The sequence below is a fragment of the Methylomonas sp. TEB genome (assembly GCF_047777895.1).
GTDB lineage: Bacteria > Pseudomonadota > Gammaproteobacteria > Methylococcales > Methylomonadaceae > Methylomonas.
The window spans coordinates 3,541,221-3,559,138 of the sequence record NZ_CP180476.1 but is presented as its reverse complement, the minus strand read 5'-3'; the positions used below and the strand labels follow the sequence as shown (position 1 = coordinate 3,559,138).

Sequence of the window (17,918 nt, the reverse complement as noted above, 5' to 3'; positions counted from 1 at the left end):
GGAAAAACCGCAAAGTTTCTACACCCTATTGTGGAGATAGCGGCTACACGGTCATCAAACGATGGCCTTTATTCAATCAAAATTAATCGATAGGGATTAAGAATGTCATTAACCGCAGAACAAAAAAAAGCCATTGTTGAAGAATACCGTTTGTCGGATACCGATACAGGTTCAACCGAAGTCCAAGTTGCTTTGTTGACCGCCAACATTAACCAGCTGACTCCGCATTTTGCGACCCATAAAAAAGACAACCACTCGCGCCGCGGCTTGCTGCGCATGGTAAACCAACGCCGTAAATTGCTGGATTACCTGAAAGACACAGATGTGGCTCGTTATCGTTCGTTGATCGAACGTTTGGGCATTCGTAAGTAGCACAAACTGGAAACGGCGCATCGGGCGCCGTTTCTGCTTTAAGGCAAATTTTTAGCATAACCTTTAAACAAAGGAACCTTATAGTGAATCCTATCAGGAAACAATTTCAGTACGGCGATCGTCTCGTCACCTTAGAAACCGGCGAAATTGCCCGCCAAGCCAACGGCGCGGTAATCATTGATGTCGAAGGTACCACTCTGTTGGTGACCGTGGTCGGCAAAAAAGAAAGCAGCGGTGGCGACTTTTTCCCGCTGACGGTGGATTATCAGGAAAAAGCCTTTGCCGCGGGTAAAATTCCTGGCGGCTTTTTCAAACGCGAAGGCCGCCCAAGCGAAAACGAAACGCTGATCTCGCGCCTGATCGATCGTCCGATCCGTCCGTTGTTTCCCGAAGGCTTCACTAACGAAGTCCAAATCATTGCCACCGTGTTGTCCTTGAATCCGGAAATCGATACCGAAGCGCCGGCCATCATTGGGGCGTCCGCTGCGCTGGCGGTTTCCGGTTTGCCGTTTAATGGCCCGCTGGGCGCCGCAACCATCGGCTATATCGATGGCCAATATGTGCTGAACCCCACGTTGCCGCAACTGAAGGAGTCGCGTCTCCGTCTGATGGTTGCCGGTACCTCCAAAGCCGTATTGATGGTAGAGTCCGAGGCCGATGTGCTGCCGGAAGACGTGATGCTGGGCGCGGTATTGTTCGGCCACGAGCAAATGCAGGTTGCGATCAATGCGATCAATGAATTTGCTGCGGAAGCAGCTGCACCGGCAATAACCTGGACAGCACCTGCGGATAACGAAGCCTTGAAAGCCGCTGTTGCCGCTGAAGCCGAAGCGCAAATCAAATCGGCCTATCAAATTCCGGAAAAACTGGCCAGACAGGACACCCTGAGTGCAATCCGTAGCGCCGTCGTCGAAAAATTGACCGCCGAAGATCTTTACGGCGAAAAAGACATCCGCAACGTTATCGAAACCTTGGAATACAATGTTGTGCGCGGTGCGATTCTGAACGACCGCAAACGTATCGACGGCCGCGACCTGACCACTGTTCGGCCAATCACGATCCGTACCGGCGTGCTACCCAGAACCCACGGTTCGGCGCTGTTCACTCGCGGCGAAACCCAAGCCTTGGTTGTTGCGACCTTGGGCACCGAGCGCGACGCGCAAATCATCGATGCGCTGGCCGGCGAATATAAAGATACTTTCCTGTTCCATTACAACTTCCCACCGTTCAGCGTTGGCGAAACCGGCCGCACAGGCTCGCCGAAGCGCCGTGAAATCGGCCACGGCCGTTTGGCCAAGCGCGGCGTGCAATCGGTGTTGCCAAACATGGGCGAGTTCCCTTACGTCCTGCGCGTCGTATCGGAAATCACCGAATCCAACGGTTCCAGCTCCATGGCGTCTGTCTGCGGTAGCAGCTTGGCCTTGATGGACGCCGGCGTGCCGATCAAAGCCCCAGTAGCCGGTATCGCGATGGGTCTGATCAAGGAAGGCGATCAATTTGCAGTATTGTCCGACATCCTGGGCGACGAAGACCACTTGGGCGATATGGACTTTAAAGTGGCCGGTTCCGAGAACGGCGTCACCGCGTTGCAAATGGACATCAAGATCGACGGTATCACCGCCGAAATCATGAAAGTTGCGCTGGAACAAGCCAAACAAGGCCGTCTGCACATTTTGGGTGAGATGAACAAAGCCTTGTCCAGCACACGTTCCGAAATGTCAGACTTTGCTCCGCGCATCATCACCTTCAAAATCGATCCGGCTAAAATCCGCGAAGTCATCGGTAAAGGTGGCGTGACTATTCGCGCCATTACCGAAGCCACAGGCGCCAGTATCGATTTGACCGACGACGGCGTGGTCAACGTAGCCTCTGTCGACAGAGCGGCGGGCGAAGAAGCCAGACGCATGATCGAAGAAATCACCGCCGAAGTCGAAGTGGGTAAAACCTACGAAGGCAAAGTGGTGCGCTTGATGGACTTCGGTGCGTTCGTGACCATTCTGCCTGGCAAGGACGGTTTGGTGCATATTTCACAAATCTCCGACGAACGTGTGGAAAAAGTCAGCGACAAACTGTCGGAAGGCGATGTCGTCAAAGTCAAAGTACTGGAAATCGACCGTCAAGGCCGGGTGCGCTTGAGCATGAAAGAAGTCGATAGCGAATAAGTTCGGTTCGACTCCGCAACGAAAAGGGCCGCAAGGCCCTTTTTTTGTGGCTGAAACTCAGAATCTTATGTCGCCGCGATTGAGATACTTTTGAATCGTAATTTCCGGAGACTATGAATGTCTGTTGACTTTTTAGGCGGGGCTCAGCAGTATTGACTCTTAATCGTCCTGTTAAAACGGTTGAGCAATATGGGTCTTTTACGAATCAGTGCTCACAGTTTAATTCTATTCGGAGGTCACAAAGCGCTATGAGCACTGCCAAATTCGATACGATTGGACAATACCTCCTCAAGCGCCTATATCAAGCCGGTGTAAAAGACATCTTTGGCGTGCCTGGCGACTATGTGTTGGGGTTTTATGATCTGATGATAAAAAGTCAGGTTCGGCATATCGGCACCACCCGAGAAGATTCCGCAGCCTTCGCGGCCGACGGTTATGCGCGTTGCGCGGGCATGGGCGCGTTGGCGGTGACATACGGCGTTGGTGCCTTAAACACAGTGAATGCGATTGCCGGCGCTTATGCAGAATCCTCGCCGGTGGTACTGATCAGTGGCGCGCCCGGCGTTGGCGAGCAGAAAGACGATCCGTTGATTCACCATCGATTTGGGCCGTTTACTTTTCAGCGGGAAATTTTCGAACGGATTAGCTGCGCGTCGGTGGTGCTAAACGACCCGGTGATCGCCTTTCGGCAAATCGACCATGCTATCGAAGCCGCGCGCCGTTTTTGCAAGCCGGTATACATCGAGCTTCCCCGCGACTTGGTAATGGCGGAAGGCTATCCCATGCCGACTGAGTCAGTAGAACAGTTTACCAGTGACCAAACTGCTCTATCCGAAGCGCTTGCCGAAACCATGGCGTTATTATCCAAAGCGAAGTCGCCGATGATCGTGGCGGGTGTTGAATTGCATCGACGCGGGCTGCAAAGCGCTTTGGCGGATTTCGTGGAGCGTACCGGTTTGCCCGTAGTCGCCACGCTAACTGGTAAATCGGTGATGTCCGAACGGCATTCGGCGTATCTAGGGATTTACGAAGGTGCGATGAGTTCGGAGTCCGTGCGAGACAGAGTCGAAAAGTCCGATTTGCTGTTGATGTTGGGTGTAACCTTGAACGAGATCGATACCGGTATCTACACGGCAAAACTCAATTCCCATTCAACCATTCGCGCGGCATTGAACGAAGTGGTAATCAGCGCGCATCGTTATCCAGGCATTGCCTTGGAAGACTTTCTCGGGGCTTTAGCCGGCTCGGTTAATACCTCCGGAACCAGTTGCGTATCCATTCCGGAACCGTTAAAAAACCATGCTTTTCCGGAATCGGACCGGCCAATCACCACTGCGAGACTAGTCGAGCGGCTGAATAGTGCGTTAAGCAACGACATGATCGTGGTGTGCGATGTCGGCGATTGCTTGTTTGCCGCTATCGATTTGCGCGTCCACGAGCAAAGCGAATTTTTGGCGTCGGCTTTTTACACCACGATGGGTTTTGCTGTGCCGGCTGCGTTAGGTGCGCAAATCGCGCGTCCGGATCGGCGGGCATTGATTTTAGTCGGCGATGGGGCGTTTCAAATGACCGGCACCGAGCTGTCGACTCATGCCCGCTTGGGATTGAATCCTATCGTAGTGGTATTTAACAACGACGGTTACAGTACGGAGCGTTGTATTCTTGAAGGTCCATTCAACGATATTAATCCATGGCGTTTTGATCGTTTGGGAGGGCTATTTGGGCCTTTAGCCGGCTATGATGCGCGAACGGAAGCTGAATTTGAAGAGGCTCTGTTCAATGCCCTGAATAACCAAAGCATGCCCAGTATCATTAATGTCCATCTGGCAGCCAACGATTCGTCGGAAGCGATGAAGCGTCTTGCCGAGCATTTGCAGTCGAAGATCAAAAGAGAGGTTTGAAGCGAGGCTTGTGTTCTCTGCCATCCGATCCGCCGGTAGGTAATACAATCGGCTTGCCGAGTCGAATTTTCAGCAGAGTGTATCTAAACTCATTCACTCACTTACTACTCATCCGTCGCGCTATGCAAATTGCCAACTGTTATCTCGAGCCAGCCAGCTACGCCGTTGATTTTGAGGACATATGTTATGTGCGAAATTTGGTGTTCGTTGTCGAACAGCAAATACCGTTAGAAGTGGAGTTCGACAAACTTGATGCGGACTGCCATCATTTTTTAGTGCGGGATGCGGATTATCGGCCAATCGCTACGTGTCGACTTTCGCCGGAGGGCAAGCTTGGACGAATGGCGGTTCTACTCGAATGGCGCGGACAAGGTGTTGGTGAATCTTTGTTGCGTGCAGCAATCGACAAAGCGCGTAACTTGGGGCTGACTACTATTACCGCCAACGCGCAACTTAGCGCATTGGGGTTCTACCAAAAATTCGGTTTTGTCGCGGAAGGCGAAGTGTTTGCTGAAGCCGGCATTCCGCATCAGGCTATCAGGCTTATATTGCAGTCGCTTGAACAAGCGGTGCGATCAGTACCTCAGACCCGAGAAGTTTCTGTTGACGCTGTCCGTCTGGAGACTGTCGAATCGACCTTAACCGCTACCCGGCAATTGGTGATGGCGGCTCGTCGGCAGATTTGTATCTACAGCAGGGATCTGGACTTTGCTTTATATGGACAAAAAGACCTTGTCGAGGCTCTGAAACAATTTACTCTCGGCAATCGTAACGCCAGTGTGCAGATTATCGTTCAGGAACCAGCCAGCCTGCGTCATCAGGTTCATCCTATCGTGGAATTAGCTCAGCGCTTACCGTCATATTTTTTGATTCGTGTGCCCGATGAAGCTGAAGATTTGCAATATCCTTCTGCTTTTATCATCAACGATAGCGACGGCTATTTATTTCGCTTGCTGGGTAATCGCTACGATGGGCATTGGAGTCCTAATTTGCCGGCACGTCATCGGCCATTGCGCGAAGAGTTTGAGCGGGTCTGGCAGCGTTCAAGTGCTTGTGCGGAATTTAGGGCATTGAGTTTGTAATTTTTGATCTTCTTCGTGCGCATATAAAAAACCCGCCTAACGGCGGGTTTTTGTGCTGAATCAATTGACTTAACCAGGTTCGCTGACTATTTCAATGTCTGTTGGGCTTTACCATCCACTTCCAGCTGTACTCGGCGGTTATTGGCGCGGCCTTCTTCGGTTTCGTTGGTATCGATAGGTCTATCCCAGCTATAACCGTGTGAAGTGATATTGGGAGAGTGGCTGCCTTTGGTCAGGTATTTCTTAACCGCCAAGGCCCGGCGCTCCGACAAGTCCAGGTTGTGTTTGTACGAACCGGTATTGCTGGTATGGCCTTGAACTTCAAACGCCATGTCAGGATACTGTTTGATGCGGTCAACGACTTTATCCAGTTTTGGGAAATACTGCGGTTTGATCACGTCTTTGTCGTTATCGAACTTAACATCAACGATCCAGCAGCCGTAAATGCTGACTTCAACGCCCGGTAATGTAGTCGGACACTTATCAACGCAGTTATTTACGCCGTCTTTGTCGTCATCCATTTTTGAGCAATCCAGTTTTGCTGGAGCCGGTACTGGGGTGGGTGGCGGGGTTGGTTCGGCTTTTGCGACAACTGCTTTAGGTTTTTCGCCGAACGGGACCACGAAACCCAGATTAACCGTCATGTCGTGAAATTCTTCGGTGCCGGGTTGTAGTTTGGCGTTGAAGTTGTTGTTGTAACGATAACGGACGTCGCTACGAATCAGGAAGTTGTCATGCAATTCATAAGTAAAACCCGCACCCGCTTCGCCGATGAAGCCCGCGCCGCTGTCGCCATTGTGGGTGCTATTGATGCCACCCACGCCGATTACGGCATAAGGCGAGAATTTATCTCTAAACAAATAATACTGCGCGTCGACAGTACCGCCGGTCAAATCCCAGTTGCCATTGCTTTTAGCGCCTTCCAGGTTTTGGTACAAACCTCTGATCTCAATGTTCAGATGTTCGTTGATGATCTTACCCAGGCCCAAACCGCCGCCCCAACCGCTATGCGCATTACGATCACCGCCCGGTTGCACGAAAGTGCCGAAGGGCGCCGCGTACCATCTGTCGTCAAGGAACTCGTCGGCTTGTGCCGTCGACACGGAACCGAGCGCCGCCATCATGGCGATTGCCAGTAAACTTTTCTTCAACATAAAGACTCCTTTTGTTATTTGTAAAAAATAGATAATTCGTTGCTTTTGAGAGGGAGTAATAAAGCCATGGTTAGAAAAAATAGGCTTTAAAAATCAAAGGGAATTGCAGATTCTGCTAAGCATGTTGTAAAAATACCACAATTTTGGCTATTAGCAAACGTTTAGGTTTATCCGGTGCCAGTATTTGCGGTATTCCAGTCGGCTGTTTCCGGGCTTGGCTTATGGGAATTTGGAAAGTCCGGGCTAGGACCGCTTGCGGTCAAGCCGTCGCTTATTCTCTCCGGAAGGTTATTCCGGCGAAGACGGAAGTAAGGATGTTTTAGATACGCAGGTTAATAAGCAAAGCGAGCGACGCAAGAAATCTGGGCCTCAGGTAAAATTCCGCCAATTTGAGTGTTTATAGTTTTATGACTTATTCATCTTATTTCAAGCAAGACTGCCGAGCATGCCCGCGGTTAAGCGAATTTCTCTGTGAAGTGAAGGCGAAATATCCTGCTTATCACGCCTTGCCGGTGGCACCGTTCGGTGATCCGCAAGCGCACTTGCTGGTTGTTGGCTTGGCACCGGGTATGCACGGCGCGAACGCCACCGGCAGACCGTTTACCGGCGACTATGCCGGTCTGTTGTTATATCAGGCTTTGTATGATTTCGGTTATAGCAATCAATTGGCATCGACGAATTTGGCCGATGGTTTGCAGCTGAGCAATTGTCGGATTACCAACGCCGTGAAATGTTTGCCGCCACAAAACAAGCCCACCGGTGACGAAATTAAGCAATGCAACCCTTATCTGGCGGCCGAAATTAAAACCCTACCGAAACATTCGGTGATTTTGGCTTTGGGGAATATTGCGCATCAGGCGGTATTGCGAGCATATGGGGTGAAGAGTAGTGCGGCTAAGTTTGCTCATCATGTAAGTTTTGAATTGCCGGACGGCAACACGCTGGTCAGTTCTTACCATTGCAGTCGCTATAACGTCCAGACCAAACGCCTGAGCATGAAGATGCTGGCGGCGGTGTTTGTAACCATTCAAAACTTGCTATCTGCCCGTGACTGAAATGCAACCGGGCGAATTTGACGCCAAAGCCTTTTTGAAGACGCTAACTCAGCGTCCCGGCATTTACAAGATGTTGGACGAGAAGGGCGAGATCATCTATATCGGCAAAGCCAAGAATCTGAAAAATCGGGTTTCCAGCTATTTCAGAACTCAAAATGCTTCGCCCAAACAGCAGGCCATGGTAGCCAAGGTCGCCGGTATAGAGGTAACCGTGACCCACACGGAGGGTGAAGCCTTACTGCTGGAAAGCCAGCAGATTAAACGCCACAAGCCGCGCTACAACATCAGCTTGCGCGATGATAAGTCCTATCCCTATGTGTTCATCTCTAGTTTCCACGATTTTCCGCAGCTAACTTTTCATCGCGGCGCCAAGAAGCGGCGGGGCAGGTATTTCGGGCCTTATCCCAGCGCCAGTGCGGTGAAGGAAACCTTGAAGTTATTGCAAAAAATTTTCCCGGTGCGGCAATGCGAAGATTCCTATTACAGTGCTCGCTCTCGACCTTGCCTGCAACATCAAATAGAGCGTTGCACTGCACCTTGCGTGGGACTGGTCAGCAAAGAGCAATATGCCACCGATGTGGAAAATACCATTTTGTTTTTGGATGGACAGGGTGGCTTATTAATTGATCGGTTGGTAGTGAAGATGGAAGCTGCGGCCGCCCAATTGGAGTTCGAGCAAGCCGCAGCCTATCGTGATCAAATCGCCCGCTTGCGCGCTGTATTGGAAAAACATTGTGTGGAAGGGGAAAAAGGCGATGTGGATATTTTGGCGTGCGCGGCTAAAAACGGCGCGGCCTGTGTGCAGGTATTTTTTATCCGCAACGGTCAGCATTTGGGCAACCGGCAGTTTTTTCCGAAAGTCGACGATGAAAATCAGCCCGAGGAAATCTTGCAGGCTTTCATCGCCCAATATTATTTGGATAAAACCGTACCTCACGAATTGATCGTCAGCCATGCCTTGCCCGAAGCGGCTTTAGTGGCCGATGTGTTGGGCGAGCAGGCCAAGCATGGGGTAGCGATTGCCAATAATGTGCGCGGCGAACGGATGAAGTGGTTGCAAATGGCGGCGACCAATGCCGATAGCGCGCTTAACGCTAGGCTGGCTGATCGGCAGGGCTTACAAGGGCGCTTTGTCAGTTTGCAGCAGGAACTGGGCTGCGATACCACGCCAAGTCGCCTGGAGTGCTTCGATATTAGTCATACCCAAGGCGAGCAGACCGTGGCATCTTGTGTGGTGTTCGATAGAGAAGGACCGGTCAAATCCGATTATCGGCGCTTCAATATCGATGGCATTACCGCAGGCGATGACTATGCGGCGATTCATCAGGCGGTTTTTAGGCGCTTCAGCCGCTTGAAGAATGGCGAGCATCCTGCGCCGGACATCCTTTTAATAGACGGCGGTAAAGGCCAAGTCGCTGAGGCGGAAAAGGCTTTGGCTGAATTGGAGATAAACGATGTTATGATAGTCGGTGTTGCTAAAGGTCCTGATCGCAAAGCCGGCATGGAGAAAATCATTCTGGTCGGTAATCGGCAGCCCTTGGATGTGACGCCGGGGGCTTCCGCCTTGTTATTGATTCAACAGATTCGCGATGAAGCGCATCGTTTTGCGATAACCGGACACAGGCAGCGACGCGGTAAGGTTAACAAACAATCGGTACTGGAAGATATTGCCGGACTGGGGCCGAAAAGACGACAGGTTTTGCTGAAACAGTTTGGCGGGTTACAGGGTGTGTCCAGCGCGGGTGTGGATGCTTTAGCCAGTATAGATGGCATTAGCCGACAATTAGCGCAGCGAATTTACGATACATTTCACCATCAAGATGGCCATTAGATTTACCATTCCGACCTATTTAACCCTGTTGCGGATCGCCCTGATTCCCTTGTTGGCCATCGTGTTTTATTTGCCGTGGCAATATTCCAATCTGGCCTGTACCGCAATTTTTCTGGTTGCCGGTTTCACCGATTGGCTTGACGGTTATCTGGCCAGAAAAATGAATATGCAAACCGCTTTTGGTGCATTCCTGGATCCGGTGGCCGATAAATTGATGGTGGCGTTTGTTCTGGTATTGGTGGTGCAGGCTCAAGGCAATCCTTATCTCGCGGTGCCGGCGGCTATCATTATCGGTAGGGAAATTGCGATTGCGTCGCTGAGAGAATGGATGGCTGAGATTGGTCAGCGTGCCAAGGTCAAGGTTTCGCAATTGGGAAAATGGAAAACCACTGCGCAAATGACGGCAGTGAGTTTGTTGCTTTATAGGGATGATTTATTAGGCCTGCCTATCAATACCATGGGTTACTGGTTGTTATACTTGTCGGCGATTTTAACCTTATGGTCTATGGTTAATTACCTGGTCGCGGCGTTCTCCACCATCAACGAATAATAAAAGCAGTATCGATACTGCCACAACAGAGAGTAAACAGCAGGTAAAGCTGTATATAAGAGCATGGAACAAGAATTAGAATTAGAAAATAAACCGAATAAAACCATCAGTCAGGACGAAGTGTTGCAGGCTGCTTTAAAGCTGTTTGCCAAGAAGGGATATTTCAATACCTCATTAACCGATATTAAAGATGCGGCGGGTATAACAACCAGTACCGGCATTAGTCAGTATTTCAAAACCAAGCAAGCCATCGCGCAAACCTTGTACGAAAATATTCTGGATAGCCTGAGCATATCGATTGATGATATTCGCCGCCGTAATCGCAAAGCTGCCGAACAATTGCGGGAAATAGTCGATTTACTCTTCAAATTAACCGATGACGCTCCGGAAATCGTTGAGTTCTTGTTATTTGTAAAAAGCGAAGAGTTTTTGGCGGAACCTAAGCCCCTGCTGGAAACGCCCGCGTTTATTAAAATAAAACGGATTTTTCAGAATGGCGTCAAAGACGGCGAGATGAAGGCACTGGATCCCTTATTGGCCTACACTTATTTCTTCGGCATTATCAATCATACCTTGGCGATGGTGTTGAGCGGCAACTTGCCGAAAACGGCGGAAAGCTATCAGGCACAAGCTTGGCTGACGGCGTGGGGCTGTATAGTTAAAAAGTAATTCAAGTCATTAAAACTCAGAGCGGGGCGGAGGAGGATTTACTAGATGTTAGATAACATTAAAATCGGTATGATTGGGCTTGGTTACGTGGGGTTGCCGCTAGCTGTCGAGTTTGGACGAAAATATCAAACCGTAGGTTTCGATATTAACCAGCATCGGATTCAGGAATTACGCGCAGGTCGCGACCATACTCTGGAGGTTAGTGAAGAAGAACTCGCCGAAGCCAAGTTACTGACTTACAGCGCAGATTTACAAGATATAGCCGATTGTTCGGTTTATATAGTCACAGTCCCCACGCCAATCAACGAACATAAACAACCTGATTTGACGCCGCTGCAAAAAGCCAGCGATTTGTTGGGTAAGGTAATAAAGTCCGGCGATATCGTCATTTACGAATCCACTGTTTACCCCGGCGCAACCGAAGAGGTGTGCATACCGATTCTGGAGAAAGTGTCGGGTTTAACGTTTAACCGGGATTTTTATGTCGGTTATAGCCCTGAGCGCATTAATCCCGGCGATAAACAACACCGCGTAACCAATATTCTGAAGGTTACTTCGGGCTCTACGCCCGAAATAGCAGAAAAAGTAGATGCTTTATATAAAAGCATCATTACTGCGGGCACGCACAAAGCCAGCAGCATCAAAGTCGCCGAGGCTGCTAAAGTCATTGAAAATACTCAGCGCGACGTCAACATCGCTTTAATCAACGAATTGGCTTTGATCTTTAACAAACTCGGAATAGATACTGAAGAAGTATTGCTGGCAGCGGGAACTAAATGGAATTTCCTGCCGTTTCGCCCAGGTTTGGTGGGTGGACACTGTATCGGTGTGGATCCCTACTACTTAACCCATAAAGCTCAAGCGATAGGCTACAACCCGGAAGTGATACTCTCTGGCCGTCGAATCAACGATGGCATGGGGGTATACGTTGTGTCGCAATTGGTAAAGCTGATGCTGAAGAAGCGTGTGCATGTCCAGGAAGCTAATGTGTTGATCATGGGCTTGACCTTTAAAGAAAACTGTCCGGACATTCGTAACACTCGGGTGGTAGACATCATTGCCGAATTGAAGACTTATGGCGTCAATGTCGAGGTCTACGACCCCTGGGTTAATGCTGAGGAAGCGAAACACGAATACGGTATAACGCCGGTCGCTAAACCGGCGGCGGGAAAATATGACGCGATTATTCTGGCTGTGGCCCATGACGAGTTCAGAAAAATGGCGATTTCAGACGTCAGAGCTTTAGGTACGCCGCAAGCCATTGTGTATGACCTGAAATACTTGTTTCCTACGGATCAAACAGACGCAAGGCTTTAAGAATGAAGATTATGGTGACCGGCACGGCCGGTTTTATAGGCAATCATTTGGCGCTCAGATTGTTGGAGCGTGGTGACGAAGTTATTGGTGTCGATAATCTCAACGACTATTACGATGTTAACCTGAAATTGAGTCGCTTGGATCGGATCAAGGATTTTGCCGGCTATACCGATGTCAGGCTGGATATTGCCGATAGAGCCAGTATGGATGCACTATTCAAAAAGCACCAGCCGCAAAAAGTGGTTAATCTGGCGGCTCAGGCCGGTGTGCGCTATTCCATCGAGAATCCGCATGCCTATATCGATAGTAATATTGTCGGTTTCATCAATATCTTGGAGGGTTGCCGGCATAATCAGGTGGAGCACTTGGTATATGCCTCAAGCAGTTCGGTTTACGGTGCCAACGAATCCATGCCGTTCTCCGTGCATGACAATGTCGATCATCCCTTGAGCTTGTACGCGGCGTCAAAAAAAGCCAATGAGCTGATGGCGCACACCTATAGCAACTTGTATCAATTGCCTACCACAGGTTTGCGCTTTTTTACTGTGTATGGGCCGTGGGGTCGCCCAGACATGGCGTTGTTTTTATTTACCAAAGCGATTTTGAATGGCGAGAAAATCAATGTATTCAACTACGGTAAGCACCGCCGCGATTTCACTTATATAGACGACATCGTTGAGGGAGTGATTCGGACCATGGATCATAACGCTTCGCCGAATCCGGACTGGAGTGGAGAAAAACCCGATCCAGGCACCAGTAGAGCACCTTGGCGGGTTTATAACATTGGTAACCAGAATCCGGTAGAACTGCTGTCTTATATCGAAACCTTGGAACGTTTTCTCGGTAAAACTGCCGAGAAAAATTTATTGCCCTTGCAGCCTGGTGATGTCCCGGATACGTTCGCCGATGTAGAGGCCTTGGTAGCGGATGTTGGTTATAAACCAAACACGACTATCGAGCAGGGGATTGAACGGTTTGTTGCTTGGTATCTTCAGTATTATCAGTGAATAATTTTTGATACCCTGATTGCGCAGTTTTAAACTGTGCAACAGCTTTGTATTTTAATTAGCAGATTCAAATAAAGGGTCACTCTCGATGTGGCTATCCAATAGCTTTTTAAGCTCCGCGAATATATCGGGATGAGACTCTATTACATCCCGATATGGATCGTTTTCTAAGTCGTATAGCTGATACACAGGTTTTGTATAAGTCGCTATATATATTAGTTTCCACTTTTCATTCTGTACGGAACGGCTTTTCGCGCGGATAACCGTGGGATAATGTTTTTCGTTGACGACCAGTGTGCCGGATTTTTTATCAGGAATATCCAGTAATTCAACAATATTGGGATATAAAATTTGTTCAGGATGTAAGCCAGGTATCTTTCCTAGCCAAATCCCTGTTTCTTGAAAAGCAAAAAGCTCCGGCGATGTCTGTGCTTTCACATAAGGAATCAAATTAACACCGTCGAGCGTTGTTGGAATAGGTATATTCAACAAATCTAACAAAGTTGGCATGACGTCAATGGAGCGGGTGGTCGGCTTAAAGTTTACGCCACCAGGCACTCCTGGGCCTTTCATCACCAATGGAATTCTGCCGCTGGGGTCGTTTCCTACCAAGGTATTGCCCTGGCCCCAGCATCCCGTTTCAAAAAAATCCGCACCATGATCGCTATATATGATGACGATGGTATTATCGGATAAATCCGACTTTTCAATATAGTCTATTATTTTCCCCACTTCATCGTCGAATTGTTTGACGCAGCTGTCATATAAATTAATAATTTGCGGGATGTCGAAAAACTCCGAGGTTTTTTCCTGTTTTTTGATAATTTCTTCCGCCGAGGCGAGTCTGGTCATAATAAACCGTGACTCACCTTTATAGTCTTTTGGGGTAAATAAGTTGTAATAGGGATACTCCGAATTGAAAGGGACGTGCGTGGCCGAAGTGAACAAATTAATAAAAAAAGGCTGCGAGTTTTTCGCCGAATGGGCAATTAATTGGCGGCATTCGCGACTTAAGCTTCGGATTAAGGGTACGCCGGCCAGATAATAGAACTCGGGTAAGAAGCGTTTTCCTAATGCGTTATTGGTGAAAAGCGATAATACGTTTCGGATTAAAGACGGCCCTTGTCTTAGTAGTAGTTTGATATTCCATTGATCTTCAGCGACCGAGATTTCCTTGAAGTTAAAACTTAATTTTGCGAAATCGGCTCCGCACCAATCGGAGATGCATGCAGTCAAGTAACCGTGTTCGTTTAATATGTCGATCAAAGACGGTTGCGGTAGTTTACAGTCTGCCAAGGATGGATAATTATCGCGAATTTTATGGTTATGCGGCCATAATCCGGTAAATAGGGACGCAATACTTGGTGCCGTTCTGGCGACAGGGGTTATGCATTTATCGAGTCGTAAGCCGTTCGCGCTTAATTTATCAATGTTGGGGGTGAGGTTTCTGTGATAGTTGCTGCCGCCTAGTCTGTCATGGCGCAATGTATCAGAACCTATCATAATCACATTGGGTTTTGTTTGAGACGATGCTTTAACGACAGCTGGTTCGTTAACTATCGTTGCGTAATAGATGTAAGCATATAAACCAGCCAAAGCTATTATATAGAGCACTAGCGGCGTATTATTTTCTTCGATAGCTAAAAATAGAGCGATTACCGATGTTACAGACAGTAATGAAATTAATGAAAACTTTATGCCACTTATTATTTTCGGAGATAATATCTTCCATATAACAAATAATCTGGAAAATCTATACTGGAAAGATAATTGAATGGTGCCAGGTGTATACAGGAGTTGGTGTAAAAAAAAGTAGGTAGTAATTAGCGTGGTTGATATTAAGCAGCAGCTTAAGCCTGTGATGAAATTAAATTCTATCAATGTAGTAAGCTTTGATAGTGAATAAGCTGCAATAGAACCGGGTAAGGATGTCAGAAAAAATATGACAAATAACCAAGCGGCTAACCTGGTTAAGGCGAAAACCACATAATACCCAAATTTTTTTTCTATTTCTTTTTGGATGCCGGGTCCGGTACGGGAATAGTTGTGTAAGGTAAGTATTATTAATGTAATAGTAAAAAGCAGTGCGGCAGCAGATGAGCAGTAGAGGGACACCAGTATTTTTTCCATCTCTATTTTATTCGATTGGATGAGTATGATTGGTGGCTAAATTATTATATTTCGATTTTTTTTGTACTGCTGTTCATTTGTGCGTGCTTTTTCCGAAAACTCTTGTAATGCGAATTTTTTAATTAACATCGATATAAATACTAAATGATAAATCAAATCCCAGTAGGATAAACCGAGGAAAGCGGTGCCAACCATATAGCAAATGATCGAGGTTCTGACCATTAGGCTGTAATGGCGTACCCATTCCATGCCTTCTACTCGTTTCGCTTGACTCGATAAACGGGTTAACAGGCTGGTGAAAAACTCGAAAAGCCAAGTAAGCTAAGGCATAGATGAGGGGCCAACTGTTAAAATAGGCTACCTAAATTTGGAGCCTTTCAATGCGCGGACACGATGCCATTCAAAACAGCTGGTTCAGCTATGTTAGCCTGGAAGACCGTATTCCCAAACAGCATCCGTTGCGTCGTTTACGGCTACTGGTTGATGGCGTATTGGCCTCTATGGATGCCGTCTTTGCCGAGCGTTACTCGCACACAGGCCGTCCCTCGATTGCCCCTGAAAAACTGCTGCGCGCCTTGCTGTTACAAGTCCTGTATACGGTCCGTAGCGAGCGTCAGTTGATGGAACAACTGGACTACAACCTGTTGTTTCGCTGGTTTGTCGGTCTGGGCATCGACGACGCCGTGTGGGAACGCACAGTGTTCAGTGCCAACCGCGAACGTCTGTTGTCTGAAGCCCTGAGTCGCGAATTTTTTGAGCGGGTACTGGCCATAGCCGAATGGCAAAATCTGGTGTCCGACGAACACTTCAGCGTCGACGGTAGCCTGATTGAAGCCTGGGCCTCGCACAAAAGCTTCGTCAAAAAAGATGGTAGTGGTCCCGATAAACCCGCCGGCCGCAATCCCGAGATCGACTTCAGTGGCGAAAAGCGCAGCAACGCCACCCATCAAAGTACAACCGATCCCGAAGCCCGGCTTTACAAGAAAGGCGAATACACCGAGGCCAAACTGCGTTACATCACCCATGCCTTGTCCGAGAATCGCAACGGCCTGATTGTCGATGTCGAAACCACACAAGCCACCGGCACCGCCGAAATCGAAGCCGCGCAAAAAATGATCAAACGCCGCGTGCCCCAAGGTGGCAGCGTCGGTGCCGACAAAGGCTATGACCAACCGGCGTTCGTCAACGGACTCGAGTCCCGTGATATCAAAGCCCATGTGGCCCGCAAAAAGATTGGCAGTGCCGTCGACGGCCGCACCGCGCGCGGCAAAGGTTACGCCCAAAGTCTCAAGCGCCGCAAAATCGTCGAAGAAGCCTTTGGCTGGGTCAAAACGGTCGGCGGCCTGCGCAAAACCCGTCACATCGGCTTAGCCAAAGTCGCGGGTCAGGCCTTGTTTTGCTTTGCCGCCTACAACCTGACGCGCATGCTCAACCTATTGGTGTTCACGCCGAAACCGGCGTGGAGTGCACCCGCCTAGGGTGAAGTTCGCCTGAAAACCGTCCACAGACGGCTTCAGGCGAATAAAAAGCCCTTGAAACCGGGGCAAAACGCTTGAAACTCGATGTCATGACCGATTTCAACTCGAAAAAATCACGAACATCGTGGGTAAGGGGAAATATCGGCGGGTTTTTCACCAGCCTGTTAAGCCAAGAACGCTACCCAGTATCAGCGAAATCCATAATCCGAATGCAATAAAGCCATGCTCAGCAAGCATTTCTACGTAAGAACTGTGCCAATCCCGCATCGTGACATGTATCCAGCCATCGAATCCTGCCCCGGTAAACGGGTGGCTTAGTGCATGATTCCAGCCATCTGTCCATGCTTCGATACGTGACATGGCGGATGCGTCCTCCTCATAGGTTTCCAGAGTGTGCATGCGTCCGAACCATTCTTCAGGCAAATAGGGGATTACAAAAAATGTACCGCCGATTACCAGGGGTATCATCAAGTATTTACGTTTGCTGTTTGAGATCAGCGTAAACGTCAGAGCGATCATGGTAAGTAGTGCGCCTCGCGACCATGATGATAATGAAGCGGCATAAATGATAGGAATGGATAGCAATATTCCTTTTTTAAGCCAGCTCTTCCGTACTTCTTTTTCCCATACTAGTAGCAATGGCACTGCAATCAACATCGCAACGGCAAATAAATTGTTGTCTTCGAATTGCGTATTGGGGGGGCCGTATACGCGGTGACCAAAGCCGGTTAGGATGGCAAATATACCACCTTTAACTGCAACAAGGCCGATAGAGGCGCCTATGGTGGAAATCAAATAATAGAGTTTTTCTCTGGTATTGATGAGTACCCATGTGAAATAGAATGGCACAAATACCTTAGAGACGAACAAAAATTTTTCCCAGGCAATATCCTGTAAAGGCGATTGGGTTGTGGTAAATATAAAATAGAACCAAAGTGTTATAAAAACTGAAATTCGCCAATCTTTAGGGATGGGCTGTTTATCTTTGGTGTTGAACGTGCTGACAACAACTACCAAAAATAACACATAGTATACCGGTAGCGAACGTACCGCTCCCCAGGCATAGGCGTGCGGATTCAAGTAGCTGAATATTGCTAATGATAGCACTCCCCACCATGGTTTTTTTAATGCGGCAACTATGCAGCATATCAGAAAAATAAGAACAACTATGTCGCGCACGGAGTTTAATTTAGTAGGTTTTAATGCATTT

Annotated in this window: 14 protein-coding genes; 11 read left to right on the top strand and 3 right to left on the bottom strand. The window is 48.6% G+C overall.

Features of this window, described 5'->3' with window-relative positions; translation table 11 throughout:
• The first annotated feature begins 102 nt into the window (after positions 1-102).
• The 4 genes from rpsO to ACMXD4_RS15840 all read left to right on the top strand — a co-directional run bounded on the left by rpsO (position 103) and on the right by ACMXD4_RS15840 (position 5,517).
• A complete protein-coding gene (gene rpsO / locus ACMXD4_RS15855; RefSeq protein ID WP_171694720.1) occupies positions 103-372 on the top strand; it encodes a 30S ribosomal protein S15 in 270 nt (89 codons plus the stop codon).
• A gap of 83 nt (positions 373-455) precedes the next feature.
• Positions 456-2,534, top strand: a complete 2,079-nt coding sequence (gene pnp / locus ACMXD4_RS15850; protein ID WP_033157375.1) for a polyribonucleotide nucleotidyltransferase — start codon at positions 456-458, stop codon at positions 2,532-2,534.
• Positions 2,535-2,782: 248 nt separating this feature from the next.
• Positions 2,783-4,435 carry an alpha-keto acid decarboxylase family protein gene (locus ACMXD4_RS15845; protein ID WP_415878719.1) on the top strand — a complete coding sequence of 551 codons (1,653 nt, stop codon included), beginning with the start codon at positions 2,783-2,785 and terminating at the stop codon, positions 4,433-4,435.
• A 188-nt stretch (positions 4,436-4,623) separates the two neighbouring features.
• On the top strand, positions 4,624-5,517 hold the full coding sequence (locus ACMXD4_RS15840) for a GNAT family N-acetyltransferase (RefSeq protein WP_415878718.1): 894 nt from the start codon (positions 4,624-4,626) through the stop codon (positions 5,515-5,517).
• Positions 5,518-5,603: 86 nt separating this feature from the next.
• Here ACMXD4_RS15840 and ACMXD4_RS15835 read toward each other — a convergent pair whose 3' ends face one another.
• Positions 5,604-6,671: an OmpA family protein gene (locus ACMXD4_RS15835; protein ID WP_101051579.1), complete on the bottom strand. Its 1,068-nt coding sequence runs from the start codon at positions 6,669-6,671 to the stop codon at positions 5,604-5,606.
• 407 nt (positions 6,672-7,078) lie between these two features.
• Between ACMXD4_RS15835 and ACMXD4_RS15830 the strand changes: the two genes are divergently transcribed.
• From ACMXD4_RS15830 to ACMXD4_RS15805, 6 genes are all read left to right on the top strand, one after another.
• A complete protein-coding gene (locus ACMXD4_RS15830) occupies positions 7,079-7,726 on the top strand; it encodes a uracil-DNA glycosylase (RefSeq protein WP_415878717.1) in 648 nt (215 codons plus the stop codon).
• Position 7,727: 1 nt separating this feature from the next.
• A complete protein-coding gene (uvrC, locus tag ACMXD4_RS15825; RefSeq protein ID WP_415880842.1) occupies positions 7,728-9,557 on the top strand; it encodes an excinuclease ABC subunit UvrC in 1,830 nt (609 codons plus the stop codon).
• Entirely contained in the window at positions 9,547-10,107 is a 561-nt protein-coding gene (gene pgsA / locus ACMXD4_RS15820) for a CDP-diacylglycerol--glycerol-3-phosphate 3-phosphatidyltransferase (protein WP_033157381.1), read from the top strand. Before uvrC ends, pgsA begins: the two co-directional genes overlap by 11 nt.
• Positions 10,108-10,170: 63 nt before the next feature.
• The gene (locus ACMXD4_RS15815; RefSeq protein ID WP_101051582.1) at positions 10,171-10,776 is read left to right on the top strand and encodes a TetR/AcrR family transcriptional regulator; all 606 of its coding nucleotides are present in this window, start codon (positions 10,171-10,173) and stop codon (positions 10,774-10,776) included.
• A gap of 45 nt (positions 10,777-10,821) precedes the next feature.
• Positions 10,822-12,093, top strand: a complete 1,272-nt coding sequence (gene tviB / locus ACMXD4_RS15810; protein ID WP_415878716.1) for a Vi polysaccharide biosynthesis UDP-N-acetylglucosamine C-6 dehydrogenase TviB — start codon at positions 10,822-10,824, stop codon at positions 12,091-12,093.
• 2 nt (positions 12,094-12,095) lie between these two features.
• The gene (locus ACMXD4_RS15805; protein ID WP_415878715.1) at positions 12,096-13,100 is read left to right on the top strand and encodes an NAD-dependent epimerase; all 1,005 of its coding nucleotides are present in this window, start codon (positions 12,096-12,098) and stop codon (positions 13,098-13,100) included.
• A gap of 54 nt (positions 13,101-13,154) precedes the next feature.
• Here ACMXD4_RS15805 and ACMXD4_RS15800 read toward each other — a convergent pair whose 3' ends face one another.
• Positions 13,155-15,230, bottom strand: coding sequence for a sulfatase (locus tag ACMXD4_RS15800; RefSeq protein WP_084153330.1), 2,076 nt, complete (start codon positions 15,228-15,230; stop codon positions 13,155-13,157).
• 380 nt (positions 15,231-15,610) lie between these two features.
• Between ACMXD4_RS15800 and ACMXD4_RS15795 the strand changes: the two genes are divergently transcribed.
• Positions 15,611-16,708 (top strand): IS5 family transposase, encoded by a 1,098-nt coding sequence (locus tag ACMXD4_RS15795; protein ID WP_415878136.1) that lies wholly within the window; start codon positions 15,611-15,613, stop codon positions 16,706-16,708.
• 153 nt (positions 16,709-16,861) lie between these two features.
• On the opposite strand, the gene ACMXD4_RS15790 is transcribed toward ACMXD4_RS15795, so the two are convergent.
• Entirely contained in the window at positions 16,862-17,887 is a 1,026-nt protein-coding gene (locus ACMXD4_RS15790) for a putative O-glycosylation ligase, exosortase A system-associated (protein WP_415878714.1), read from the bottom strand.
• Between the last annotated feature and the right edge of the window lie 31 nt (positions 17,888-17,918).